This is a genomic window from Enterobacter cloacae complex sp. P40C2, assembly GCF_014930695.1.
GTDB classification, from domain to species: domain Bacteria; phylum Pseudomonadota; class Gammaproteobacteria; order Enterobacterales; family Enterobacteriaceae; genus Enterobacter; species Enterobacter pasteurii.
This window is the reverse complement of the sequence record NZ_JADBRP010000001.1, coordinates 598723-623615: the sequence shown is the minus strand read 5'-3', so window position 1 is coordinate 623615 and position 24893 is coordinate 598723. Positions and strand designations below refer to the sequence as shown.

Below are 24893 nucleotides of genomic sequence, written 5' to 3'. Positions count from 1 at the left end.
TGCGTCCTTCAGGAGTGGTAATGGAATTCTTTGATATCCGTAAAATGCCGGTCAGCCTCTGGCGTAACGGCGCGGGTGAGACGCGTGAGATTTGCTGTTTCCCTCCCGCGACGCGGGAGTTTTTCTGGCGGGCCAGCATTGCCTCCATCGCCAGCAACGGCGAATTCTCCGCTTTCCCGGGCGTTGACCGGGTGATTACGCTGCTGGAAGGCGGCGAAGTGACCCTGGATGCGGGCAGCGCGTTTTGCCATACCCTGAAGCACCATCAGCCTTACGGCTTTGCGGGGGATCTGGCGGTGAAGGCCGTGCTCACGGAGGGGAAGATGTCGATGGACTTCAACATCATGACCCGGCGGGACCGCTGTCAGGCAAAGGTGCGCGTCGCTAATCGTACGTTCACCACCTTCGCGTCACGTGGCGGCGTGGCGTTCGTGTTAAGCGGTGCCTGGCAGCTGGGAGATAAATTGCTGACCGCCGATCAGGGAGCCAGCTGGGAAGAGGGCACGCATACCCTTCGTTTACTGGCATCGAAAGGCACGCTGCTGTTCAGTGAAATCACCTGGCTGCCGGGTCATTAAGCACGATGATCTCATACTTTCCGGTTAACAGCGGCTTACACAGAATTTTGTAGCCGTCCTGATCGAACCCCGCAGGGGTGCGCAGCAGAGCGGCTGCGTCATTCAGGTTTTCGACGGCGCCAAGCCAGAGCCAGTTGCGGATAATGTGATAGTGCGTCATGCCATCGCGGGTTTCCTTCAACGCCACGGCGCCGTCCCACGGCCAGCAGTTGACGCTGATGGAGGCCAGGCCCGCCATAAAGCGGGCATGATGCTCTTCAACGCTCTCCTTTCCGCAGCACGCTCCCGCGCAGCGCTTCAGCGCGGAGCGGAAACAGGCGCGCCCGCGGGTGGTGGCTTCCAGCCCCAACAGGCCATAACAAAGCTGTAATTCATCTGCCAGCGTTTGCAGGGTTTGCAGCGCGGCACGCTTGTTGGCAAACAGGCCGTAGAGATTCGGTTCATGCGAAAAATCGACTTCACGCGCGTAGACGACCTGCGGTTTTCCGGCGTTGACCTGCAGGGAACAAAGCTGGCGGTTGCGGCGCAGGCGTTTATTAAACAGCGGCTGCTGCTCCTTTATAAGCCTGGCTTCGAGCAGAAGCGCGCCCAGCTCGCCTGCCGTCTCTATCCAGGTGATGCGCCGCGACTGCCTGAGCATTGAGGCTTCGTCCGGCGTTCGCAGGTGCGACATTACCCGGCTGCGGATATTGACGCTTTTGCCGATATAAAGCGGCATGGTGTCGCTGTCGCCGTGAAAGAAGTAGACGCCAGGCTGTTTAGGCAGCGCCTCAAGCCAGGGGCGAAGATGCTCGGGATATTCATAGATAGCCGCCGCTTCAAACTCAAGACGCGGGGCGGATTGACGCCTGCTCACATACTGCTCCATATACTGTTCAGGCATACAGTGTAGCAGGAGTTGGGTGGTTAAAAAAGAGCCGGGCGGCAGTACCTCACCCGGCCTGCAAAACTGAGTTACCGTTCTGCTTTTACTTTTTCCAGAAGTCGTCAAACACCGTAATCGGTGGACGGCGCTTGTGCTCGGTTTTCAGATACCAGCCTTCGATAATCTTAGCGGTAGCGTCGTCGAGCGTTTTGCCTTCCAGATAATCGTCAATGTTGTCATAAGTCACGCCCAGCGCCGCTTCATCCGGCAGGGAAGGACGATCGTCTTCGAGATCGGCCGTTGGCGCTTTCTTGTAGAGATGCTCCGGGCAGCCCAGCGCAGCCAGCAGCTGCTTGCCCTGACGCTTGTTCAGGCGGAAGAGCGGGTTGATGTCCGTGCCGCCATCGCCGTATTTAGTGAAGAAACCGGTAATGGCTTCCGCCGCATGGTCGGTTCCTACGACAACCCCTTTGGTCATCCCGGCGATACTGTACTGCGCCTTCATGCGCTCGCGGGCTTTCTCATTGCCCCGGACAAAATCGCTCAGTTCAATACCGGCTTCGCGCAGCGCCTGCTCGCTTGCCAGCACCGAACCCTTAATGTTCACGGTGAGCACCCGGTCCGGCTGGATAAAGGCGATAGCATCCTGGCAGTCCTGCTCGTCGGCCTGAACGCCGTACGGCAGGCGTACTGCGATAAACTGCAGCGCAGCGTCACCGGTCTCTTCGCGCAGCTCGGAGATGGCCATCTGGCTAAGCTTACCGGCCAGCGTGGAGTCCTGCCCGCCGCTGATGCCCAGCACCAGCGTCTTCAGGAAGGGATGTGCTGACAGATAAGCTTTCAAAAAATCAACGCTACGACGGATCTCTTCATTTGCATCAATCGCAGGTTTCGCGCCCAGCGCCTGAATAATCTCTTGTTGCAGAGCCATTACGCCCTCCCTATGCAGAACCAAACAGAAAGTGATCTGTTAAAACTAACCCTTTGTCGGGAAAACGACAAGGATCACAGTTTTGAGTGTATCGTTTTACAGCGATTTAGCAGCTTATCGTTGTTTTATTAGAATTTTCCGAAATTCGTCTGGCGTAACTCGCAAAGTTGAACAATAGTAATTTTTATCCCATGCTTAGTTAACACGCTGATAAACAAGAGGACGGAATATGAACAAGAACGTAGCAGGAATTTTAAGCGCAGCGGCGGTACTGACTATGCTGGCAGGGTGTACGGCTTACGATCGCACCGCGGATCAGTTCACACAGCCAGTGGTTAAAGACGTCAAGAAAGGCATGACGCGTTCGCAGGTTGCGGCTATTGCCGGTAAACCTTCATCTGAGGTCACCATGATCCACGCGCGCGGTACCTGTCAGACCTATATTCTGGGTCAACGTGATGGTAAGGCAGAGACGTACTTTGTTGCCCTGGACGATACCGGTCACGTGATCAATTCTGGTTACCAGACCTGTGCTGAATACGACACCGACCCACAGGCACCTAAGGCGCAGTAACCGCGCTTGCCTGAGAGCGTTAAAAAACCGGCCTGAAGGCCGGTTTTTTTATACCTGCGTAAATCTTAATTCTTGCCGCGAATTATTTGCCTGAAATGTGAAGGTAGTCAACAAGCCAGGTCAATGAGAGACAATTTCAGCCTATCCAGAATTATCCCCTCCCTGTACCATTGCGTATACTCACTTCAACGACAAACAATGTTCAGCACACTGTCCGTCAGCCAGGAGAGCGAGTCGAGTGATAGCGCGACGGCGGTCAGACAAACAAGAGGGAAGTTATCATGGAAAAGAAACATATCTACCTGTTCTGCTCTGCGGGCATGTCAACCTCACTGCTGGTTTCAAAGATGCGCGCGCAGGCTGAAAAATATGAAGTCCCCGTGGTGATTGAAGCGTTTCCGGAAACGCTGGCGGGTGAAAAGGGCCAGATGGCGGACGTTATTTTGCTGGGTCCGCAAATTGCTTATATGTTGCCAGAAATTCAGCGTCTGCTGCCGAATAAGCCGGTCGAAGTGATCGATTCTGGCCTGTACGGTAAAATTGATGGTTTAGGTGTATTAAAAGCTGCTGTTGCGGCGATTAAAAAAGCTGCTAATTAATTTTTTATTTTTCCCGTCAAAGAGTAATTTCACACACAATACGCCGTAACCCGCGTTGCGGCATTTAAGGGTATTTTCCTATGAGTAAAGTTATCGCTTCACTTGAAAAGGTACTCCTTCCTTTTGCTGTTAAAATAGGAAAGCAGCCTCACGTTAACGCCATTAAAAACGGTTTTATTAAATTAATGCCGTTGACGTTAGCAGGGGCAATGTTCGTTTTAATTAACAACGTTTTTCTGAGCTTTGGTGAAGGTTCCTTTTTTTATTCATTAGGAATTAGGTTAGACGCATCCACTATTGAAACCCTTAACGGCCTGAAAGCCATTGGCGGCAACGTATACAACGGTACGTTGGGTATTATGTCGCTGATGGCGCCTTTCTTTATAGGAATGGCGCTGGCGGAAGAGCGTAAGGTGGATCCGCTGGCGGCGGGCTTACTGTCTATTGCCGCGTTTATGACCGTCACACCGTACAGCGTGGGCGATGCCTATGCGGTTGGCGCTAACTGGCTGGGCGGGGCAAATATCATTTCCGGTATTATCATCGGGCTGGTGGTGGCCGAAATGTTCACCTTTATCATTCGCCGCAACTGGGTTATCCGCCTGCCGGATAGCGTACCGGCCTCCGTTTCTCGTTCATTTTCCGCGCTGATTCCGGGCTTCATTATTCTCTCCATCATGGGGATTATTGCCTGGGCGCTCTCTCACTGGGGGACTAACTTCCACCAGATCATCATGGACTCTATTTCAACGCCGCTGGCGTCGATGGGTAGCGTGGTCGGTTGGGCGTATGTCATCTTTACCTCCCTGCTGTGGTTCTTCGGCGTGCATGGTTCACTGGCACTGGCGGCGCTGGACAGCGGCATTATGACCCCGTGGGCACTGGAAAACGTTGCGCTTTACCAGCAGTACGGCTCCGTTGACGCGGCGCTGGCAGCCGGTAAAACCTTCCATGTGTGGGCGAAGCCGATGCTTGACTCCTATATCTTCCTGGGCGGTACCGGGGCGACGCTGGGTCTTATCATCGCGGTCTTTATTGTCTCTCGCCGCGCTGACCATCGTCAGGTTGCGAAGCTGGCCCTGCCGTCAGGTATCTTCCAGATCAACGAGCCAATCCTGTTTGGTCTGCCCATTATCATGAACCCGGTGATGTTCATTCCATTTATCCTGGTTCAACCGCTGCTGGCTGCGATTACGCTGACGGCGTACTACCTGGGCATTATCCCGCCGGTGACCAACATTGCACCGTGGACGATGCCGGCCGGTCTGGGCGCGTTCTTCAACACCAACGGTAGCGTAGCCGCCTTCCTGCTGGCGATATTCAACCTCGGGATTGCAACCCTGCTCTACATGCCGTTCGTTGCGATTGCGAACAAAGCCGCAACGGTTATCGATGAAGAAGAGAGCGAAGAGGATATCGCCCTCGCACTGAAATTCTAAAAATTGCACGGCGCGGGGCAACCCGCGCCAGCGAAAAGGAGCTAAAAGATGTTAGATTTGGATAGTATCGTTGCCGAAGAGGCCGCAGAGAACGATCTGGAAGAAGTGGTGATGGGCCTTATCATCAACTCCGGGCAGGCGCGCAGCCTGGCGTATGCCGCGCTCAAGCAGGCCAAGCAGGGCGATTTTGTCGCCGCGAAAACCATGATGGATCAGTCCCGCACCGCGTTAAACGAAGCGCACCTGGTGCAGACGAAGCTCATTGAAGGCGATCAGGGCGAAGGGAAGATGAAGGTGAGCCTGGTGCTGGTTCATGCGCAGGATCACCTGATGACCTCCATGCTGGCGCGCGAGCTGGTGGCAGAGCTCATTGAGCTTCACGAGAAGATGCAGTAAGTCCGAACCGGCATCAGGAGGTCAGCACGATGGAAATCAAAACCGCACATGAGCAGCAGCTGTTTAATGGCAAAAATTTTCACGTGGTTATTTACAACAAAACGGAGAGCGCCAGTGGTCTGCACCAGCATGACTACTACGAGTTCACGATTGTTCTGACCGGCCGATACTACCAGGAGATCAACGGTAAGCGCGTCCTGCTTGAGCGCGGCGATTTCGTCTTTCTGCCGATGGGCTCTTATCACCAGAGCTTTTATGAATTTGGTGCTACGCGGATCCTGAACGTGGGGGTGAGCCGGCGCTTCTTCGAAAAGCACTATCTGCCGCTGGTGCCGTTCTGCTTCGTGGCGTCACAGGTGTATCGCGTCAAAAACGAGTTTATGACCTGGATTGAAACGGTTATAGCCTCGCTGAACTTCCGCGACAGTGAATTTGATGAATTTATTGAAACCGTGACGTTCTACGTGATGAACCGTCTTCGCCATCACCGTGAAGAACAGCAGGTGGTTGATGATATTCCGCAGTGGCTGCGCAGTACCGTGGAGCTGATGCACGACAAAGGGCAGTTCAGCGATAACGCGCTTGAAAATATGGTGGCGCTGTCGGGTAAATCTCAGGAATATTTAACGCGCGCCACGCAGCGTTATTACCGCAAAACCCCGGTGCAAATTATTAATGAAATCCGCATTAATTTTGCCAAAAAACAGCTGGAAATTACTAACTACTCTGTCACCGATATCGCTTACGAATCCGGTTACAGTAGCCCCAGCCTGTTTATTAAAACCTTTAAAAAGTTTACTTCATTCACACCGAACAGTTACCGCAAAAATTTAACGGTAATAAATTAACCTTCCGCGGATTATCCGCGACGAACATTGACGTAATTGCTTGCCCAAATAGCGGGAAGAGAACGCTATACCTTGCAGGCGGTTAACCTGATACGCTAAGGGAGATATTATGCAACAGAAATTAAAAGTCGTGACCATCGGCGGCGGCAGCAGCTATACCCCGGAATTACTTGAAGGTTTCCTGAAACGTTATCATGAATTACCGGTCAGCGAGTTATGGCTGGTGGATGTTGAAGAAGGCCAGGAAAAGCTGAATATTATTTTCGACCTGTGCAAACGCATGGTTGAAAAAGCCGGTGTGCCGTTAACCGTGCATAAAACGCTGGATCGCCGCCTGGCGCTGAAGGATGCTGACTTCGTTACCACGCAGCTGCGCGTTGGTCAGCTGAAGGCGCGCGAGCTTGACGAGCGTATTCCGCTGAGCCACGGTTATCTGGGCCAGGAAACTAACGGCGCAGGCGGCCTGTTTAAAGGCCTGCGTACCATTCCGGTGATCTTTGACATCATTAAAGACGTGGAAGAGATTTGCCCGAACGCCTGGGTCATCAACTTCACCAACCCGGCCGGGATGGTGACCGAAGCGGTCTATCGCCACACCGGCTTCAAACGCTTTATCGGCGTCTGCAACATTCCGATCGGCATGAAAATGTTCATTCGTGATGTGCTGGAACTGACCGACAGCGATGAACTCTCCATTGACCTGTTCGGCCTCAACCACATGGTATTCATCAAGGACGTGATGGTGAACGGGCAGTCGCGCTTTGCGGAGCTGCTCGACGGCGTCGCCTCCGGTCGCCTGACCGCGGCCTCGGTGAAAAACATCTTCGACCTGCCGTTCAGCGAAGGGCTGATCCGCTCCCTGAATCTGCTGCCGTGCTCGTATCTGCTCTACTACTTCAAGCAGAAAGAGATGCTGGCGATTGAAATGGGCGAGTACTACAAAGGCGGCGCGCGTGCGCAGGTTGTGCAGAAAGTGGAGAAGCAGCTATTTGATTTGTATAAAGATCCGAACCTCAACGTGAAGCCGAAAGAGCTGGAGCAGCGCGGCGGGGCGTACTATTCCGATGCAGCGTGTGAGGTGATCAACGCCATTTACAATGACAAGCAGGCCGAGCACTATGTGAACGTTCCGCATCATGGGCACATCGACAATATTCCGGCAGACTGGGCCGTTGAGATGACCTGTATTCTTGGGCGCGAGGGGGCAAAACCGCATCCGCGCATTACCCACTTCGACGATAAGGTGATGGGCCTCATTCATACCATCAAGGGCTTTGAAGTGGCCGCAAGCAACGCGGCGCTGAGCGGCGAGCTGAATGACGTGCTGCTGGCGCTGAACCTGAGCCCGCTGGTGCATTCTGACCGTGATGCCGAAAAACTCGCGAGCGAAATGATCCTGGCGCATGAAAAATGGCTGCCAAACTTTGCCGCCACGGTTGAGAAGCTCAAACACCGTTAAGAGGAGGCGCGATGGAAAATCTGCTGATCGTAAATGCCGATGATTTTGGCCTGTCGAAAGGGCAGAACTACGGCATTATTGAGGCCTGTCGCCGGGGCGTCGTGACCTCCACAACAGCGCTTATCAACGGCGAGGCGGCGGAACACGCGGCTCAGCTGAGCCGTGAGGTACCAGAGCTGGGCGTGGGTATGCACTTTGTGCTGACGCTTGGGTTACCGCTGTCGCCAATGCCGGGCCTGACGCGCGACGGGCAGCTGGGTAAATGGATTTGGGAACTGGCGGAGCAGAACGCGCTGCCGCTCGATGAGATTGCCCGCGAGCTGGACTGCCAGTTTAATCGCTTTGTCGACGCGTTTGGCCGTGAGCCAACGCATATTGACAGTCACCATCATGTGCATATGATCCCGGCGATTTTTCCGATCGTGGCAGAGTTTGCCCAGCGCAAAGGCGTGGCGATGCGCGTGGATCGTGACGTGCGCGGATTGCCGGAGGTCGCCGTGACGGCAACGGACGGGTTCAGCAGCGCATTTTACGGCGACGCGATCGACGAAGCGCTGTTCCTCAGGGTGCTGGACGATTCTGCCGCAAAAGGGGAGCGCTCGCTTGAGGTGATGGCGCACCCGGCGTTTATCGACCAGACCGTGCGTAAGAGCGCCTACTGCTGGCCGCGCCTGGACGAACTGGATGTCCTGACATCGGCGTCGCTGAAGCACGCGATTGCCGAACGTGGGTATCGTCTGGGGACGTTCAGGGATCTTTAAAACGTGCCGGTGTCGCGATAAAAGCAAAACGGTAACCCCTGGGTTACCGTTTTAATTATTGATTCCCTCTCCCGTGGGAGAGGGGCGGGCATCAGGCCGCACAACCGGGTATGGTTTGCTTACGCCGGGATCTGGTCGGTTTTACTGCTGCGCGACCACACGCGGTGCGCGGCGAGCAGATCAAACAGCCGGGTCATGAACGCATCGTCAACGTTATCCCCCTCAACAATGCCTTCTTCCCCCTGGTCCGGCACCTTCAGCAGGGTTTTAAACTTCCGCGCATCGCCTGCCAGGGCTATCGGCTTCAGGTGCTTATAGGCTTCCAGAAGATAATAGGCGGCATCACCGTTGCCGAGCAGGCTCTCTACGTCACCGCACGGCATAATCACCGCATCAACCGTCAGCGACGGTGCGCCCGCAAAGGTGGCGGCAATCGGCAGGACAGAGCCGTCATCGGCCGTTACTTCGCCCATGCGTGAGTAAAGCAGCTTGGCATGCACTCCCTGGGTTTTCAGCGCCTTCATGATCCCCAGCACGTCGCTGGCGCGGGTTTTATCGTTCAGCAGGATCGCCACCACGCGGCCCTTAATTGACCCGCCGGGTACCGCATACAGGCTCAGGGACGGATCCTTTTTCAGCCCGTTCACGTCTTTCGGCGGTGCGGCATGGCACTGCTCGTCGGTGAGCGTAATTCCGAGGTTGTTCGCCACGCCCTGGGCAAGCTGAATATCAATATGCGCCAGATGATCGACCACGCGCTCGCGAATGTACGTGCGCACCACCTTGCTCAGCTCAAAGCTGAAGCCGCCGATAATATGCTGCTGTTCAATCGGGGTCTGGCTGTTCCAGAACAGGCGAGGATGGGCGTAGTATTCGCCGAAGGACGGGCTGCGCTCACGAATTTTCGTTCCATCAACGCGCTCCTGATACGACTCAAACCCGCCGCGCTTCGGTGCCGGCGGCGTTTCACGCGGCCAGTTATCGTTAATGGAGTTCGGTTCGTAGTTCGCCGGGTTGGTGTCAATATCCTGGCGGTGCATCCCGTCACGCTGGAAGTTGTGGTACGGGCAGGTTGGACGGTTGATCGGAATTTCGTGGAAGTTTGGCCCGCCGAGTCTGCTGATCTGCGTATCGGTGTAGGAGAAGAGGCGGCCCTGAAGCAGCGGATCGTTGGTGAAATCCAGCCCCGGCACGATGTGGCCCGGGTGGAACGCCGCCTGCTCATTCTCGGAAAAGAAATTGTCCGGGTTGCGGTTAAGCACCATTTTGCCCACCAGCTGAACCGGCACCAGCTCTTCGGGAATAAGCTTGGTCGGATCGAGCAGGTCGAAGTCGAATTTGAACTCGTCCTCTTCCGGGATCAGCTGTAACCCCAGCTCATATTCCGGGAAATCTCCGGCTTCAATGGATTCCCACAGTTCGCGGCGGTGGAAGTCCGGATCGCGACCGGTGAGCTTCTGCGCTTCATCCCATACCAGGGACGCTTTCCCCGCGACCGGCTTCCAGTGGAAACGTACAAACGTTGCCTTACCTTCGGCATTGATCAGACGGAAGGTATGAATACCAAACCCTTCCATGGTGCGGTAGCTGCGCGGGATCCCGCGGTCAGACATCGCCCACATCACGTTGTGCAGGGTTTCCGGCTGCAGCGAGACATAGTCCCAGAAGGTGTCATGTGCGCTTTGTCCCTGCGGTATGGCCCAGTGAGGCTCTGGTTTTACCGCATGGACAAAGTCAGGAAACTTATGCGCATCCTGAATGAAGAAAACCGGGGTGTTATTGCCGACGAGGTCGAAAATACCCTCTTCGGTATAGAATTTGGTGGCGAAGCCGCGAATATCACGCACCGTGTCGGCGGAGCCAGCGCCGCCCTGTACGGTGGAGAAGCGCACGAACACCGGGGTGATTTTATTCGGGTCGGATAAGAAATCCGCTTTGGTTATCTCTTTCAGGCTCTTATACGGCTGGAAATAGCCGTGCGCCGCGGAGCCACGCGCGTGAACGATACGCTCAGGAATACGCTCATGGTCGAAATGGGTGATCTTTTCCCGCAGGATGAAATCTTCCAGCAGCGTCGGGCCGCGCGTTCCGGCACGCAGGGAGTTCTGGTCATCGGCGATACGCACGCCCTGATTGGTGGTCAGCGCATAGCCTTCGCCACCTTTGCGGTGCGGATCGAGGGATTTTAACTTCTCGTTTTCCGCATCGGGGAACTTCATGCTTCCCGGTGCGGTAGGCTGTTCCCCCGGTGCGGAAGGGCCCGGGGATGGTTTATGAGAGCCGTCAGCAGGGGCGAGTGAATCCATTCCCGGTTGAGATTCTTCGGTGCCATGAATGGGTGACTGATGTGGTTTATCATTGTTCGACATTGCACGCTTCTCCTTTGTTCATTCCTAAAAACCCTATTAAGGATAGAACAATGTTATGAATTAGCAGGCGAACTAAGAGTTTTCAGAGCGATTGATTAGCGAAAGGAGGCATCTGCCACACGCCGGGCGCGACGGGCGGGGTGAGGATCGGCTATGATAGAAATTTCCTGCTTTAAGAATTTGCTTTAGTGAACCAGTCGCTTATGAAACCTCTTCGTCAACAAAACCGCCAGGTTATTAGCTATGTGCCCCGCGTTGAACCCGCGCCGCCAGACCACGCCCAGAAAGTGGATGGTTTTCGCGATGTCTGGATGTTGCGGGGTAAATACGTGGCCTTTGTGCTGATCGGCGAGCACTTCCGTCGTTCTCCCGCATTTACGGTGCCGGAGTCGGCGCAGCGTTGGGCGGTGCAGGTTCGCCAGGATGAAGAGGTTGAAGAGTAACAGACAAAAAAAACCGCCATCAGGCGGTTTTTTTAACAGTCGTGAATTAACGGTGCGCCAGCTCGGCGTCGTCTTCGCTTTCCAGAACCGCTTTGTCGGTCTGCTTCAGCCACTGGCTGGTCAGCGTACCGGCGGTCATCGAGCCGCTGACGTTAAGCGCGGTACGACCCATATCGATTAACGGCTCTACGGAAATCAGCAGGGCAACCAGCGTTACCGGCAGGCCCAGCGCAGGCAGAACAATCAGCGCGGCGAACGTCGCCCCGCCACCCACGCCCGCCACGCCCGCGGAGCTGATGGTTACGATACCCACCAGCGTCGCAATCCAGACCGGATCCAGCGGGTTGATGCCCACCGTCGGCGCAACCATCACGGCCAGCATTGCCGGGTAGAGGCCCGCACAGCCGTTCTGTCCAATGGTGGCACCAAAGGAGGCAGAGAAGCTGGCGATAGACTCCGGCACGCCCAGACGACGGGTCTGCGCCTCCACGTTCAGCGGGATAGAGGCCGCGCTGGAACGACTGGTAAAGGCGAAGGTCAGCACCGGCCAGACCTTACGGAAGTATTTCAGCGGGCTAACGCCGTTCACGCCAAGCAGGATGCCGTGCACAATAAACATAATGCCCAGACCCAGGTATGAGGCAATCACAAAGCTACCCAGCTTAATGATGTCCTGCAGGTTCGAGCCTGCCACTACCTTGGTCATCAGCGCCAGCACGCCGTACGGCGTCAGCTGCATCACCAGACGTACCAGCTTCATCACCCAGCTTTGCAGGGTATCGATGGCCGTCAGAACGCGCTCGCCTTTAGGCGCATCGTCCTTCAGCAGCTTCAGCGCAGCCACGCCCAGGAACGCGGCGAAGATAACCACGCTGATAATGGAGGTTGGGCTTGCACCGGTCAGATCGGCAAACGGGTTCTTCGGAATGAAGGAGAGCACCATCTGCGGAACGGTGAGATCGGCCACTTTACCCGCGTAGTTGGTCTGGATCGCCGTCAGACGCGCGGTTTCAGCGCTGCCCTGAACCAGGCCCTCTGCGGTCAGGCCGAACAGGTTAGTCACCAGCACGCCCACCAGCGCCGCAATCAGCGTGGTGAAGAGCAGGGTGCCGATAGTCAGGAAGCTGATTTTACCCAGCTGCGTCGCGTTGTGCAGACGGGCAACGGCGCTCAGAATAGACGCGAACACCAGCGGCATGACGATCATTTGCAGCAGCTGCACATAGCCGTTGCCGACAATGTTGAACCACTGGATGGACTCTTTCAGTACCGGGCTATCGGAGCCGTAGACGGCGTGCAGGGCCAGCCCAAACACGACACCCATCACCAGACCAACCAGCACCTTTTTCGCCAGGCTCCACTGTTTGTGGCGCGCCTGGGCAAGAAGCAATAGCAATACGACGAACACAACGATGTTCGCTATGAGTGGAAAATTCATCCCCGTTCTCCTGATTTATTATACGGTCGATTTTTACCGAACCTGTTGGCGCAAGGTTAGCAGAAGTGTGATGTGGCGCTTATATCCATATGGAATGGTTTATGACAAATGTGATTATTTTGTCGGTTTAATGTTCAATCTGGTGATTAATGAAACGATTGAACTGATATTGCAGCGAATTAATCATCTGCGACGACCAGCGCACTGCACCATTTTCGGGCAACGTCTGCGGCATCCAGACGGCATACGCAAACAGCGCCATGCACAGGACGCGCTCCAGCTGGTTGCCTTTTTGCGGAACGAGGATCGGCAGACGAAAGCGCCAGCGGCACGGCCAGAGCAGCGGAACGCCGGCTGGCGTCAGCATGTCGGCAAGAATATGGCTCAGATAGCCGAGCACCATGCCCTGAATGGCATCCGCCGGAACTATCCAGCTGTCGGGCACTTTTAAGTAGAAGAGCGTCAGCAGGCCAAACACGGCCAGCAGGCTGTGGGTGAACCCGCGGTGGCCAAAGGCTCTGGCGATGGGCTTTGAGATCCACTTCAGCCGCTGGCCGAGGAATGATTTGGGATGATCTATGTCGGGCAGCAGGCAGGTCAGCACGGCAGAAGGGACAATATGCCACCAGTCCCCCTGTGCCAGCACAGGGGTTAGCTCAGCGTTTTTGGCAAACACTGCACAGGCAAGAGAAAAAAGCAGGTGGCCTTCCGCCGTCATGATAAAACCCGGTAAACTGTCGATTCATACAGTATAGGGTTTTTATACAGTGCGCGAAAGAGGTGACGGTGTAACTCTTTGTCACAAACGCCCGGCTAGCGCGCCAGCCAGCCCCCGTCGACGGCGAGGGTATGGCCGTTAACGTAATCAGACGCCTTCGAGGCGAGAAAGACCACCGGGCCCTGCAAATCTTCCGGTAGCCCCCAGCGGCCCGCAGGGATACGGTCGAGGATCGCCTGGCTTCGCTGCTCGTCATCGCGAAGCTGTTGGGTGTTATTTGTTGCCATATAGCCCGGCGCGATGGCGTTCACGTTGATGCCGAGCGGCGCCCATTCGTTTGCCAGCAGGCGGGTCAGCCCCAGCACGCCGCTTTTGGATGCCGTATAAGAGGGCACGCGGATGCCGCCCTGGAAGGAGAGCATGGAGGCGATATTTATGATTTTTCCGCCCTGACCCTGAGCAATAAACCGTTTCGCTACCGCCTGGGAAAGGAAAAAGACCGATTTAAGATTGAGGTCGATCACCTCGTCCCAGTCCTTCTCGCTGAATTCCAGGGCGTCGGCGCGGCGAATGGTTCCGGCATTGTTAACCAGAATATCGATACGTCCCATCCCGGCGACCGCGCTGTCCACCACGCTCTGAATATTTTCCTGCCTGCCGAGATCGGCACGGATCGCGATGAAGCGTCGCCCGAGCGCGGTGACACGCGCTGCCGTTTCATCAGGCGCCTTGCGGTTTACGCCCACGATGTCGCATCCCGCCCCGGCGAGTGCAACGGCCATGCCTTGCCCCAGACCCGTATCGCACCCGGTAACCATCGCCACTTTTCCCGCCAGAGTAAAAGCATCCATTATCATACGCGCCTCAGAAGTCAGGTTATTGTCATTCTGCACGTAAGAATAGGAGCCTGGAACGAGAAAAGCAAATAAACTAAAACGTTGTTTTAATTCTGTGGTGCAGGCAGCCGAAGCTGCCTGAAAAGCGGATCACTTCCCGCGCAGATGGCGGGCAGTCAGTTCTTCAAGAGACGTCAGCCTGACGTCCGCGAGGGCAAAGCGGGGATCGTGTCGACCTTCTTCAGCCGGCACGACGATGGAGCGCATCCGTGCGGCTTTCGAGGCCACCATTCCGTTAACGGAATCTTCCAGCGCCACGCAGGTGAGCGGGTCAAGCCCCAGCTTAGCGGCGCAGTCCAGATAGACCTGCGGATGCGGCTTGCTGTAGGGAAGCTTTTCGGCCGACGCCAGCGCGTCGAAGCTGTCGCGCAGCCCGAACATGATGAGCACTTTTTCCAGCATGTGCAGCGGCGAGGCGGAAGCCAGGCCCACCTTCAGCCCTTGCGCCTTGCACAGCGCGATAGCCTCGCGGACTCCCGGCAATAAAGGCTTATGCTCTTCAACCAGCGAGATGGCGCGGTTGATGATGCGCGCCGTAACCTCTTCGCGGTCGGGGCCAACCCACGGCTGGTGGGCATACCAAAGGTCAACCACCATATCGATGCGCAGCCCCAGGGTGTCGGGAAGCTCGCTACGACGACTGATATCGACGCCGAGGCTGGCCATCACGTCCAGTTCCGCCTGGTCCCACAGCGGTTCGGAATCAATCAGTAATCCATCCATGTCAAAAATAGCGGCAAGTATCTGGCGCGGTGTCGACATTACAACATCTCCTTATCATAGGGGGTAAGACGAACGGTGCTAAGCACAGGCAATTTAGCATATTGCATTCAAAGATCGGGCGAAAATGACCGACAGCAGGTAGACTTAAGCACAAATAACGCGTCTTTATGAAGAGGAACTAATGACGTATCAACAGGCTGGACGCATCGCGGTCTTAAAACGTATTGCTGGTTGGGTTATTTTCATTCCCGCCCTGATTTCAACGCTGATTTCCGTACTCAAATTTATGTACGAACGCAGCGAAAAACAGCCGGGCATCAATGCCGTCATGCTTGATTTTGCCCACGTAATGATTGAGATGATGCGGTTCAACACGCCGTTCCTGAATTTCTTCTGGCATAACTCGCCCACGCCGAATTTTCACGAGCAGCTCAACGTGGGGTTCTGGATTATCTTTGCGCTGATTTTTATCGCGATGGCGCTTCAGGCTTCCGGCGCACGAATGAGTCGCCAGACCCGCTTTTTACGTGAAGGGGTGGAAGATCGGCTGATCCTTGAGAAGGCGAAAGGGCCGGAAGGGATGACCCGCGAGCAGATTGAATCGCGGATTGTTGTACCGCGCCACACCATTTTTGTGCAGTTTTTCCCGCTCTATATACTGCCGGTCATTATCATTGTGGCCGGGTATTTCTTCTTTACCCTGCTCGGCTTCCTGTAGGCGCAAAGCGGGTGGCGCGTTGCCACCCGTTCAGCCGCTATGCCGCCAGAATGCGATCCAGCGCGCGCTGGGCATTCACAAGGTGGCCCCCTCCAAACAAAATGGCCCGGTTCAGCAGGGTATAAAGCTGATAGACCGGCTGACGCTCAAGGAAATCCGGCGGCAGCGGTGAGACCGACTGATAGCCATCGTAAATTTGCGGCGGCTGTTCAGGATGCAGCGGCAGCATCGCAAGATCGCACTCTCTGTCGCCCCAGTAGCAGGCCGGGTCGTAAATATACGGACCATCAGGCCCAAGCGCGCAGTTATCCGACCACAAATCACCGTGCAAAAGGGAAGGCTGAGGCTGATGCGAGGCCAGTCGCTGCTGGACGTGTTCGACGAAGGCGTCGATATTGCCGAACGCTAATCCTTTTTCAGCGGCCAGCTCCAGCTGCCAGCCGATGCGCTGTTCGGCAAAGAATGTCGACCAGCGTCGCTGCCAGGCGTTTGGCTGCGGGGTTGTGGAGAGGTCGTTATCGAAATCCAGCCCGAACTGCGGCTGATCGCTCCACTGGTGCAGCCGGGCAATCTGCTGTCCGAGAATAAAGGCGTTGTGCGCATCCAGGGGGCGAGGGGGAAGATAGTTCATCACCAGAAAGCTGTAGTCGCGATCGCTGCCGACGGCTAATACCTGCGGAACGGTGACCGTTTTACTGCGCGACAGCAGCTCAAGCTGATCGGCCTCGGCCGTAAAAATGGGGAGCAGTTCGCGCTCGTCACATTTAACGAAAAGATCGCGTCCGGCGTATCGTAAATGCCACGCGGCGTGGATCTCTCCGCCTGGCAGTTCGTTACGCAGTTCAATTTCACCTTCACCCAGTTGCTCGCTTAAAAGATGACTGATAGCCTGCCACATGATGTCTCTCCCATGTTGTCTGCCAGATCATAAAGTTAGCGCAAAATCGCTGTAAAAAAACAGGAACTAACGCACAACTGAGCGGTTTAATTTTAAACAGGGCACTTATTGCTCTTTTTTATGCCAGTTGTCCCAGGTATCCACGTCAATTTCCGTGCTTTTGTCGGTGACGCTTTCCACCAGGCTACTGGCCAGCGCCTGCACCTCTTCCTGGCTCAGCGGGCTTATCAGGCCAAACGCCAGCGAGCCGAGGTCGTGTATATTGCCTTCATCGTCCGTCAGCGTAAGCTGAAAATTGGCGCGCGTGAACGCATTGTTGAGTTCATTCAGTTCGGTCAGCGACGCCTCATGAATATTCACGGTTACGACGTAGCGGGTGATATCACCACTGCTCATAATTCACCTCGTTGTTATCCTGAAAGTTTTCTTAGCATAGTCGATATGCCCTGTTTAGCGACTTCCCCCTCTGCCGGAAGGGGGAAGATCGTTCAGCTTCTTGACAGGTAATCGACGATTTTCTGGGTATCCGCGAGTGAACACAGCCGCGTGCCCTGATTGATGGTGGCTGCACTCCCCGCTGCGACGCCATAGCGCGTCATTTCAAGCAGCGACGCGCCCTGCGCCAGCTTCAGCGCCATCGCGCCGACCATGCTGTCACCCGCGCCTACGGTGCTCTGGCTCTTCATTGGCGGCGGAACGACCTGCACGAAACCCGTTTTATCGACGGCCAGCGCCCCCTGTGGACCGAGAGAGACCACAACGCGGTGCGCTTTGCCGGTGCGTACCAGCTCTTCTGCGGCGGTACGCACGTCATCAGGCTGGTTCAGTTCACGATTAACAAGCGCGCTCAGCTCTTTCTGGTTGGGCTTAACGAGTTCCAGCTGTCCGGGTTCTAACGCTGCACGCAGGGCGTCGCCTGAGCTATCGACAATGCAGCGGATGCCGCGCTGGAGTACCGCCTTAATCAGCGCCGTCAGCTTTTCAGTTTTCACGCCCGGCGGCAGGCTACCGCTGATGACCAGCAGCGAGCCGCTCTCAATGGTCAGCACTTTCTCTTCCAGTTGACGAAACTCATCGTCGCTCAGCTTTGCGCCCGGCATTACGAAACGATACTGCTCGCCGCTGGATTCAACGTGAACATGGAGGTTTTGCCGGGTCCAGTCTTGGGCGTCTACGGTATCCACCGCAACCTGCTCATCCGCCAGCAGCGCCACCAGATGCTCGCCCGTTGCCCCGCCGGCGGGGAAGATGGCGGTCGCTTTCCCGCCGAGATGCGTAATGGCGCGCGCCACGTTAATGCCGCCACCGCCCGGTTCAAACACCGGTGCGCTACAGCGGAGCTTACCTTCCGGGTATATTTGCGGCGTCATGGTCGCGGAGTCGAGGGAAGGGGAGAGTGTCAGCGTATAAATTGAAGCCATCATTACCTCCTTTTAGCATGGGTTCTTTTAAGCCTGGCACCGATCGCCAGGAAGGCAACGTAAATAACAGTATGATTTTAAATATGAATGCTGACAAAAACCCTGCGGCAGACATATAAAATAAAACGCGTTTTGAGATCGTTCTTATTCAAAAAATGAAATAAGAAAACATTGCTATGTTATTTGCGGCTTTTTATAATTTGTTACCTTTCTCTGGACGCCTTGTCATTGATCCTCAAGAAAGTTTCCGAGACCGTGATGGTCTCTTTTTTTGTTGTACGGACTCCTTAAATAAAATGAAGCTTTTGAAGACAGTACCCGCAGCACTGATGCTGGCGGGTGGCGTGTTTGCGTCACTGAATGCAGCCGCCGATGATACCGTTTTTACTGTCATGGACGATCCTTCCACCGCCAAAAAACCCTTTGAAGGTAACCTGAATGCGGGCTATCTGGCGCAATCCGGTAACACGAAAAGCTCCTCCCTTACCGCAGACAGCACCCTGACCTGGTACGGCAACACCACCGCCTGGTCGCTGTGGGGGAACGCCAGCAACACGTCCTCCAACGACGAGCGCTCATCTGAAAAATATGCGGTGGGCGGACGTAGCCGTTACAACATGACCGATTATGACTACCTGTTCGGACAGGCGAGTTGGCTGACTGACCGCTTCAACGGCTATCGCCAGCGCGATGTCGCGACCGCGGGTTATGGTCGTCAGTTCCTGAACGGGCCAGTGCACAGCTTCCGTTTTGAATTCGGTCCGGGCGTACGTTACGACGAGTACACCAATGGCGAAGATGAAACGCAGCCGCTGGGCTACGCATCGGGCACCTACGCATGGCAGATGACCGACAACGCTAAATTCACCCAAGGCGTGTCGGTATTCGGTGCTGAAGATACGACGCTAAACTCTGAAAGTGCTTTAAACGTGGCCATTAATGAACACTTTGGTCTCAAGGTGGCGTACAACGTGACCTGGAACTCTGCACCGCCTGATTCTGCGCCGGAACATACCGATCGCAGAACCACGCTTTCTCTCGGCTATAAAATGTAATTCCGACGGGCCGGACTATCCCGGCCCGTTTTTTATTTCAGTAACTGTGCTGTTTTATAATAAACGGCGTTTTAAATTAACTGGTCCTTTTTCATTTTTATTATTTCTCCATAATGCGCTTGAGGCCTTATTCAGTTTATTTGACACGAATTGATAAATAATTTGACTAGGAAAAAGTGTGATCCAGATCTACACTGAAAGCACAGGCAAAAGCTCGCCTCAAGCCTTTCAGCATTAATTAGTATGAGAATTATCATTATGAATAAAATCAAAACCGCTACAGCAGCGATGGTGCTTTCCGCACTTTCTTTTGGCGTATTTGCTGCTGAGAATATGACGCAACCTGCCAGCAGCCAAACCGGTATTGTCAAAGCTTCGGATGTTGAAGCCGGCTCAAACATGGCTCCAGGCTCTCAGTCTACCGGCCAGTCCATGAACGATGCGTTTGATGTACATAAGCTGGTGGCGGGTGAGTGGTCCTGATCCCTGTTAACTGCCAGACTGTTGTTGAATATTCATCAATATTACAGCCTGTGGAAAACCGGATGAAGACGTACCGGTTTTTACACGTGGGAATAGCCTAAAGACAGTTACTATATATACAGGAAATTTACCACCTGTTTACGTTTCGCTTTACGATAACCGTATACGCTTCTTCTTTGCTGACTATATCAGCCCCAGATCATCGCGGCCCAGCGCAGCAGCAGCATCGCGCCGCAAATAGCTATTAATACCACGACCATTTTCCAGTGCTTAACAGCAAATCGTTTAGTAGGCATAACCTAATCCTTGTCAGTTGAGACCCTTAGTCTACCAAATTAAGCGCCAGAATGCGCTTTACCCTGGACAGCAGGCTATGCCAGAACACCGGTCTGATTCAGAACCAGTGAAATCTGTCGGCCAGGATCAATACCAGACCGGCAGCGGAAAGAAGGTTTAATATCACAACGGTTCTGCTGGATACATTCATGTCATCACCCCTGGATGTTTAAGGACATGTTCAAGGATAGCTCAGCACTTTCGGAATGCGAGCCTCTGGCAGCGAAAGTTCCCCCGCTCATACAGAAGGTTGAGAGGTTCAAAACGGTCGCAGAAGGTGCATTCGCCTTGTCAATAGTGTTACCATTACGCTGCGTGCCGTAAATCCGCATTATTCTGAAATCGGCAGGTGCAGGATGACGAACCAATTTGACGATTGTTGGTCAGATGGTTTCGTAATCTACTGTTTAATCACGATTATTTTCTTTGTATATGCTCTTATGTGTGGGGCATCACTGCAAATAAGGATATAAAATGCCTGTAATTACTCTTCCTGATGGCAGCCAACGCCATTTCGATCGCGCTGTAAGCCCAATGGATGTTGCCCTGGACATCGGTCCCGGTCTCGCGAAAGCGACCATTGCTGGCCGCGTGAATGGTGAGCTGGTTGACGCGTCCGATCTGATTGAAAGCGATGCGACGCTCGCAATCATCACTGCGAAAGACGAAGAAGGTCTGGAGATCATTCGTCACTCCTGCGCGCACCTGTTAGGTCATGCTATCAAGCAGCTGTGGCCAAACACCAAAATGGCGATCGGCCCGGTTATCGACAACGGTTTCTACTACGACGTTGACCTTGACCATACCCTGACCCAGGAAGACATCGACGCGCTCGAAAAACGTATGCACGAGCTCGCCGAAACGAACTATGACGTCATCAAGAAGAAAGTCAGCTGGCACGAAGCGCGTGAAACCTTCGTGAAGCGTGGCGAGAGCTATAAAGTCTCTATTCTCGATGAGAACATCGCTCATGATGACAAGCCTGGCTTGTACCATCATCAGGAATACGTCGACATGTGCCGTGGACCGCACGTGCCGAATATGCGCTTCTGCCATCACTTTAAGCTGATGAAGATCGCAGGCGCTTACTGGCGTGGCGACAGCAACAACAAAATGTTGCAGCGTATCTATGGTACCGCGTGGGCTGATAAGAAAGCCCTGAACGCGTACCTGCAGCGCCTGGAAGAGGCGGCTAAGCGTGACCACCGTAAAATCGGTAAGCAGCTTGACCTGTATCACATGCAGGAAGAAGCGCCGGGTATGGTGTTCTGGCATAACGACGGCTGGACTATCTTCCGTGAACTGGAAACGTTCGTGCGCTCTAAGCTGAAAGAGTACCAGTATCAGGAAGTAAAAGGGCCGTTCATGATGGACCGTGTGCTGTGGGAAAAAACCGGCCACTGGGACAACTACAAAGATGCGATGTTCACCACCTCGTCTGAGAACCGTGAATACTGCATCAAGCCAATGAACTGCCCGGGCCACGTTCAGATCTTTAACCAGGGTCTGAAATCCTACCGCGACCTGCCGCTGCGTATGGCGGAGTTCGGTAGCTGCCACCGTAACGAGCCATCAGGTGCGCTGCACGGTCTGATGCGCGTTCGTGGCTTTACTCAGGATGATGCGCATATCTTCTGTACTGAAGATCAGGTACGTGATGAAGTTAACGCCTGTATTCGTATGGTCTACGATATGTACAGCACCTTTGGCTTCGAGAAAATCGTCGTCAAACTCTCAACGCGCCCGGAGAAACGTATCGGTAGCGATGAGACATGGGATCGCGCAGAGGCGGATCTCGCCGTAGCGCTGGAAGAGAACGGAATTCCGTTTGAATACCAGCTTGGCGAGGGCGCATTCTACGGTCCGAAAATTGAATTTACCCTGTATGACTGCCTCGATCGCGCATGGCAGTGCGGAACGGTACAGCTGGACTTCTCTCTGCCGCAGCGTTTAAGCGCCTCTTATGTGGGCGAAGACAACGAGCGTCAGGTGCCGGTTATGATTCACCGTGCAATTCTCGGTTCACTGGAGCGCTTCATTGGCATCCTGACCGAAGAGTTCGCCGGCTTCTTCCCAACCTGGCTTGCGCCAGTGCAGGTAGTCGTGATGAACATTACCGATTCTCAGGCGGATTACGTTAAAGAATTGACGCAGAAACTACAAAATGCGGGCATTCGCGTAAAAGCAGACTTGAGAAATGAGAAGATTGGCTTTAAAATCCGCGAGCACACTTTACGTCGTGTCCCGTATATGTTGGTCTGTGGTGATAAAGAGGTGGAAGCAGGCAAAGTTGCCGTTCGCACCCGCCGTGGTAAAGACCTGGGGAGCCTGGACGTAAGTGAAGTGATTGAGAAGCTGCAACAAGAGATTCGCAGCCGCAGTCTTCAACAACTGGAGGAATAAGGTATTAAAGGCGGAAAACGAGTTCAAACGGCACGTCCGAATCGTATCAATGGCGAGATTCGCGCCCAGGAAGTTCGCTTAACAGGTCTGGAAGGCGAGCAGCTGGGGATTGTGAGTCTGAGAGAAGCGATCGAAAAGGCTGAAGAAGCTGGAGTAGATTTAGTTGAAATCAGCCCTAACGCCGAACCGCCAGTTTGTCGTATCATGGACTACGGCAAGTTCCTTTATGAAAAGAGTAAGTCTTCTAAGGAACAGAAGAAGAAGCAAAAAGTTATCCAGGTTAAGGAAATCAAATTCCGTCCTGGTACCGACGATGGCGATTATCAGGTAAAACTCCGCAGCCTGATTCGCTTTCTGGAAGATGGCGATAAGGCCAAGATCACGCTGCGTTTCCGCGGTCGTGAGATGGCCCACCAACAGATTGGTATGGAAGTGCTTAACCGCGTCCGTGACGATCTGAGTGAACTGGCAGTAGTCGAATCCTTCCCTACGAAGATCGAAGGCCGCCAGATGATCATGGTGCTCGCTCCTAAGAAGAAACAGTAAGGCCTTCAAGCAGCAAAATCTGTGGAGCCTTAGGGCCCCATAGGTTTTGTTCGCCTATGTTTCGTTTATTTAACAATGCGAAGTGGAAGTTATTAAAATGCCAAAAATTAAGACCGTACGCGGTGCTGCTAAGCGCTTCAAAAAAACCGGTAAAGGTGGTTTTAAGCACAAGCACGCTAACCTGCGTCACATTCTGACTAAGAAAGCTACCAAGCGTAAACGTCACCTGCGTCCAAAAGCCATGGTTTCTAAAGGCGATCTGGGCCTGGTCATCGCGTGCCTGCCGTACGCATAAGTCGTTAACGTTTAACTTTTTTAACTTAGAATAGATACAGGAGAGCACACATGGCTCGCGTAAAACGTGGTGTAATTGCACGTGCACGTCACAAGAAAATTTTGAAACAAGCTAAAGGCTACTATGGTGCGCGTTCACGCGTATACCGCGTTGCCTTCCAGGCTGTTATCAAAGCAGGTCAGTACGCTTACCGTGACCGTCGTCAGCGTAAGCGTCAGTTCCGTCAACTGTGGATTGCGCGTATCAACGCAGCAGCACGTCAGAACGGTATTTCTTACAGCAAATTCATCAACGGCCTGAAAAAAGCCTCTGTTGAAATCGACCGTAAGATCCTGGCTGACATCGCAGTATTCGACAAAGTAGCGTTCACCGCTCTGGTCGAAAAAGCGAAAGCAGCACTGGCATAAGCCAGTTGAAAGAGGGGGCTTTGCTCCCTCTTTTCATATACCCGATCAGAAGATTGACATTTACCCGTCCAGGCTTTTCAATAAGGTCTTTACGGTTTTTACCACACAAGGTAACGCAAGCATGAATGCTGCTATTTTCCGCTTCTTCTTTTACTTTAGCACCTGACTTCAGGAGGCTAGCGCGTGAAAGATGAAACGAAAAACAGCGCCAGATAAGCCTCCCGATGGAGGCTTTTTTTGTGCCTGAATTTGAGAGAATACGTCCAACAATTCGGTGTCTGCACCGACATAATGAGGAAAACCATGTCACATCTCGCAGAGCTGGTTGCCAGTGCAACGGCCGCCATTAACCAGGCCTCAGATGTTGCCGCGTTAGACAATGTCCGCGTCGAATATCTGGGCAAGAAAGGGCATCTGACCCTTCAGATGACAACCCTGCGTGAGCTGCCGGCAGAGGAGCGCCCGGCAGCAGGTGCAGTGATTAACGAAGCCAAAGAGCAGGTACAGCAGGCGCTGAACGCCCGTAAAGCCGAGCTGGAAAGCGCGGTACTCAATGCGCGCCTGGCGGCAGAAACGATCGACGTTTCTCTGCCGGGGCGTCGTATTGAAAACGGCGGTCTGCATCCGGTGACGCGTACTATCGATCGTATTGAAAGTTTCTTCGGTGAGCTCGGCTTTACCGTGGCGACTGGCCCGGAAATTGAAGATGATTACCATAACTTCGATGCCCTGAACATTCCTGGCCATCATCCGGCACGTGCTGACCACGACACTTTCTGGTTTGACGCTACCCGTCTGCTGCGCACCCAGACCTCCGGCGTTCAGATCCGTACCATGAAGGATCAGGAACCGCCAATTCGCATCATCGCGCCGGGCCGCGTGTACCGTAACGACTACGATCAGACGCACACCCCAATGTTCCACCAGATGGAAGGTCTGATTGTTGATAAAAACATCAGCTTCACCAACCTGAAGGGCACGCTGCACGATTTCCTGAACAACTTCTTTGAGGAAGATTTGCAGGTTCGCTTCCGTCCGTCCTACTTCCCGTTCACTGAGCCCTCTGCGGAAGTTGACGTCATGGGTAAAAACGGTAAGTGGCTGGAAGTGCTGGGCTGCGGCATGGTGCATCCAAACGTGCTGCGCAACGTGGGTATCGATCCGGAAGTTTACTCCGGCTTTGCGTTCGGTATGGGCATGGAGCGTCTGACCATGCTGCGCTACGGCGTGACCGATTTACGTGCATTCTTCGAAAACGATCTGCGTTTCCTCAAACAGTTTAAATAAGGGCAGG

Annotated in this window: 28 protein-coding genes, 2 pseudogenes and 1 other annotated feature; of the genes and pseudogenes, 18 read left to right on the top strand and 12 right to left on the bottom strand. The window is 54.2% G+C overall.

Going from position 1 to position 24893, the window contains the following annotated elements:
• Window positions 1-20: 20 nt before the first annotated feature.
• Window positions 21-578 carry an environmental stress-induced protein Ves gene (ves, locus tag IM304_RS02990; RefSeq protein ID WP_193356254.1) on the top strand — a complete coding sequence of 186 codons (558 nt, stop codon included), beginning with the start codon at window positions 21-23 and terminating at the stop codon, window positions 576-578.
• Here ves and cho read toward each other — a convergent pair.
• Together cho and nadE are read right to left on the bottom strand one after the other, a co-directional pair.
• Window positions 556-1434 carry an excinuclease Cho gene (gene cho, locus IM304_RS02985; RefSeq protein ID WP_209007148.1) on the bottom strand — a complete coding sequence of 293 codons (879 nt, stop codon included), beginning with the start codon at window positions 1432-1434 and terminating at the stop codon, window positions 556-558. The two genes, ves and cho, sit on opposite strands and share 23 nt — an antisense overlap.
• Before the next feature lie 112 nt (window positions 1435-1546).
• The gene (gene nadE / locus IM304_RS02980; RefSeq protein ID WP_148419086.1) at window positions 1547-2374 is read right to left on the bottom strand and encodes an ammonia-dependent NAD(+) synthetase; all 828 of its coding nucleotides are present in this window, start codon (window positions 2372-2374) and stop codon (window positions 1547-1549) included.
• A gap of 229 nt (window positions 2375-2603) precedes the next feature.
• Here nadE and osmE point away from each other — a divergent pair, with 229 nt between their 5' ends.
• From osmE to chbG, 7 genes and pseudogenes are all read left to right on the top strand, one after another.
• On the top strand, window positions 2604-2948 hold the full coding sequence (gene osmE, locus IM304_RS02975) for an osmotically-inducible lipoprotein OsmE (RefSeq protein WP_148419084.1): 345 nt from the start codon (window positions 2604-2606) through the stop codon (window positions 2946-2948).
• A 269-nt stretch (window positions 2949-3217) separates the two neighbouring features.
• A pseudogene (locus tag IM304_RS02970) lies at window positions 3218-3547 on the top strand (PTS sugar transporter subunit IIB); the annotation flags it as partial.
• Window positions 3548-3627: 80 nt separating this feature from the next.
• Window positions 3628-4986, top strand: coding sequence for a PTS N,N'-diacetylchitobiose transporter subunit IIC (gene chbC / locus IM304_RS02965; protein ID WP_017384664.1), 1359 nt, complete (start codon window positions 3628-3630; stop codon window positions 4984-4986).
• Window positions 4987-5034: 48 nt separating this feature from the next.
• Window positions 5035-5382 (top strand): PTS N,N'-diacetylchitobiose transporter subunit IIA, encoded by a 348-nt coding sequence (gene chbA / locus IM304_RS02960; RefSeq protein WP_148419080.1) that lies wholly within the window; start codon window positions 5035-5037, stop codon window positions 5380-5382.
• A 17-nt stretch (window positions 5383-5399) separates the two neighbouring features.
• Window positions 5400-6230, top strand: a pseudogene (chbR, locus tag IM304_RS02955) (transcriptional regulator ChbR); the annotation flags it as partial.
• A gap of 109 nt (window positions 6231-6339) precedes the next feature.
• Entirely contained in the window at window positions 6340-7689 is a 1350-nt protein-coding gene (locus IM304_RS02950; RefSeq protein ID WP_148419076.1) for a 6-phospho-beta-glucosidase, read from the top strand.
• 11 nt (window positions 7690-7700) lie between these two features.
• The gene (chbG, locus tag IM304_RS02945) at window positions 7701-8450 is read left to right on the top strand and encodes a chitin disaccharide deacetylase (RefSeq protein ID WP_148419074.1); all 750 of its coding nucleotides are present in this window, start codon (window positions 7701-7703) and stop codon (window positions 8448-8450) included.
• A 119-nt stretch (window positions 8451-8569) separates the two neighbouring features.
• On the opposite strand, the gene katE is transcribed toward chbG, so the two are convergent.
• A complete protein-coding gene (gene katE, locus IM304_RS02940) occupies window positions 8570-10819 on the bottom strand; it encodes a catalase HPII (RefSeq protein WP_193356252.1) in 2250 nt (749 codons plus the stop codon).
• 203 nt (window positions 10820-11022) lie between these two features.
• Here katE and cedA point away from each other — a divergent pair, with 203 nt between their 5' ends.
• Window positions 11023-11262, top strand: a complete 240-nt coding sequence (gene cedA / locus IM304_RS02935; protein WP_209007147.1) for a cell division activator CedA — start codon at window positions 11023-11025, stop codon at window positions 11260-11262.
• A 46-nt stretch (window positions 11263-11308) separates the two neighbouring features.
• Here the strand turns inward: cedA and IM304_RS02930 are convergent, their stop codons facing one another.
• From IM304_RS02930 to hxpB, 4 genes are all read right to left on the bottom strand, one after another.
• A complete protein-coding gene (locus tag IM304_RS02930) occupies window positions 11309-12700 on the bottom strand; it encodes an L-cystine transporter (protein WP_193356251.1) in 1392 nt (463 codons plus the stop codon).
• Between the two features lie 127 nt (window positions 12701-12827).
• On the bottom strand, window positions 12828-13418 hold the full coding sequence (locus tag IM304_RS02925) for a metal-dependent hydrolase (protein ID WP_148419067.1): 591 nt from the start codon (window positions 13416-13418) through the stop codon (window positions 12828-12830).
• Between the two features lie 95 nt (window positions 13419-13513).
• Window positions 13514-14275 (bottom strand): 2-dehydro-3-deoxy-D-gluconate 5-dehydrogenase KduD, encoded by a 762-nt coding sequence (gene kduD, locus IM304_RS02920; protein WP_176610567.1) that lies wholly within the window; start codon window positions 14273-14275, stop codon window positions 13514-13516.
• A gap of 129 nt (window positions 14276-14404) precedes the next feature.
• Window positions 14405-15076: a hexitol phosphatase HxpB gene (gene hxpB, locus IM304_RS02915; RefSeq protein ID WP_193356250.1), complete on the bottom strand. Its 672-nt coding sequence runs from the start codon at window positions 15074-15076 to the stop codon at window positions 14405-14407.
• Between the two features lie 142 nt (window positions 15077-15218).
• On the opposite strand from hxpB, the gene IM304_RS02910 reads away from it, so the two are divergent.
• Window positions 15219-15755, top strand: coding sequence for a YniB family protein (locus IM304_RS02910; protein ID WP_193356249.1), 537 nt, complete (start codon window positions 15219-15221; stop codon window positions 15753-15755).
• A gap of 37 nt (window positions 15756-15792) precedes the next feature.
• Here IM304_RS02910 and IM304_RS02905 read toward each other — a convergent pair whose 3' ends face one another.
• The 3 genes from IM304_RS02905 to pfkB all read right to left on the bottom strand — a co-directional run bounded on the left by IM304_RS02905 (window position 15793) and on the right by pfkB (window position 18074).
• The gene (locus IM304_RS02905; protein ID WP_193356248.1) at window positions 15793-16653 is read right to left on the bottom strand and encodes a fructosamine kinase family protein; all 861 of its coding nucleotides are present in this window, start codon (window positions 16651-16653) and stop codon (window positions 15793-15795) included.
• A 105-nt stretch (window positions 16654-16758) separates the two neighbouring features.
• Window positions 16759-17049, bottom strand: coding sequence for a type V toxin-antitoxin system endoribonuclease antitoxin GhoS (gene ghoS / locus IM304_RS02900; protein ID WP_176610566.1), 291 nt, complete (start codon window positions 17047-17049; stop codon window positions 16759-16761).
• A 92-nt stretch (window positions 17050-17141) separates the two neighbouring features.
• The gene (gene pfkB / locus IM304_RS02895) at window positions 17142-18074 is read right to left on the bottom strand and encodes a 6-phosphofructokinase II (RefSeq protein ID WP_193356247.1); all 933 of its coding nucleotides are present in this window, start codon (window positions 18072-18074) and stop codon (window positions 17142-17144) included.
• Window positions 18075-18370: 296 nt separating this feature from the next.
• Here pfkB and IM304_RS02890 point away from each other — a divergent pair, with 296 nt between their 5' ends.
• Together IM304_RS02890 and IM304_RS02885 are read left to right on the top strand one after the other, a co-directional pair.
• Window positions 18371-19129, top strand: coding sequence for a YdiY family protein (locus tag IM304_RS02890; RefSeq protein WP_148419055.1), 759 nt, complete (start codon window positions 18371-18373; stop codon window positions 19127-19129).
• Window positions 19130-19387: 258 nt separating this feature from the next.
• Window positions 19388-19612: a hypothetical protein gene (locus IM304_RS02885; RefSeq protein WP_193356246.1), complete on the top strand. Its 225-nt coding sequence runs from the start codon at window positions 19388-19390 to the stop codon at window positions 19610-19612.
• Between the two features lie 188 nt (window positions 19613-19800).
• On the opposite strand, the gene yniD is transcribed toward IM304_RS02885, so the two are convergent.
• Together yniD and yncL are read right to left on the bottom strand one after the other, a co-directional pair.
• Window positions 19801-19908, bottom strand: a complete 108-nt coding sequence (gene yniD, locus IM304_RS02880) for a small membrane protein YniD (RefSeq protein WP_003857815.1) — start codon at window positions 19906-19908, stop codon at window positions 19801-19803.
• 98 nt (window positions 19909-20006) lie between these two features.
• On the bottom strand, window positions 20007-20099 hold the full coding sequence (yncL, locus tag IM304_RS02875) for a stress response membrane protein YncL (RefSeq protein ID WP_071785204.1): 93 nt from the start codon (window positions 20097-20099) through the stop codon (window positions 20007-20009).
• A gap of 323 nt (window positions 20100-20422) precedes the next feature.
• On the opposite strand from yncL, the gene thrS reads away from it, so the two are divergent.
• The 6 genes from thrS (at window position 20423) to pheS (ending at window position 24886) form a co-directional block, all read left to right on the top strand.
• Entirely contained in the window at window positions 20423-22351 is a 1929-nt protein-coding gene (gene thrS / locus IM304_RS02870; protein ID WP_148419051.1) for a threonine--tRNA ligase, read from the top strand.
• A 3-nt stretch (window positions 22352-22354) separates the two neighbouring features.
• A complete protein-coding gene (gene infC, locus IM304_RS02865; RefSeq protein ID WP_023616141.1) occupies window positions 22355-22897 on the top strand; it encodes a translation initiation factor IF-3 in 543 nt (180 codons plus the stop codon).
• A 97-nt stretch (window positions 22898-22994) separates the two neighbouring features.
• Entirely contained in the window at window positions 22995-23192 is a 198-nt protein-coding gene (gene rpmI, locus IM304_RS02860; protein ID WP_001124225.1) for a 50S ribosomal protein L35, read from the top strand.
• A 50-nt stretch (window positions 23193-23242) separates the two neighbouring features.
• A complete protein-coding gene (rplT, locus tag IM304_RS02855; RefSeq protein ID WP_000124850.1) occupies window positions 23243-23599 on the top strand; it encodes a 50S ribosomal protein L20 in 357 nt (118 codons plus the stop codon).
• Between the two features lie 116 nt (window positions 23600-23715).
• Window positions 23716-23840 (top strand) — a sequence feature (Phe leader region).
• Window positions 23721-23765: a pheST operon leader peptide PheM gene (gene pheM / locus IM304_RS02850; RefSeq protein WP_001386830.1), complete on the top strand. Its 45-nt coding sequence runs from the start codon at window positions 23721-23723 to the stop codon at window positions 23763-23765. (Overlaps the previous feature by 45 nt.)
• A 62-nt stretch (window positions 23841-23902) precedes the next feature.
• Window positions 23903-24886, top strand: coding sequence for a phenylalanine--tRNA ligase subunit alpha (gene pheS, locus IM304_RS02845; protein ID WP_033145275.1), 984 nt, complete (start codon window positions 23903-23905; stop codon window positions 24884-24886).
• Window positions 24887-24893 lie beyond the last annotated feature (7 nt).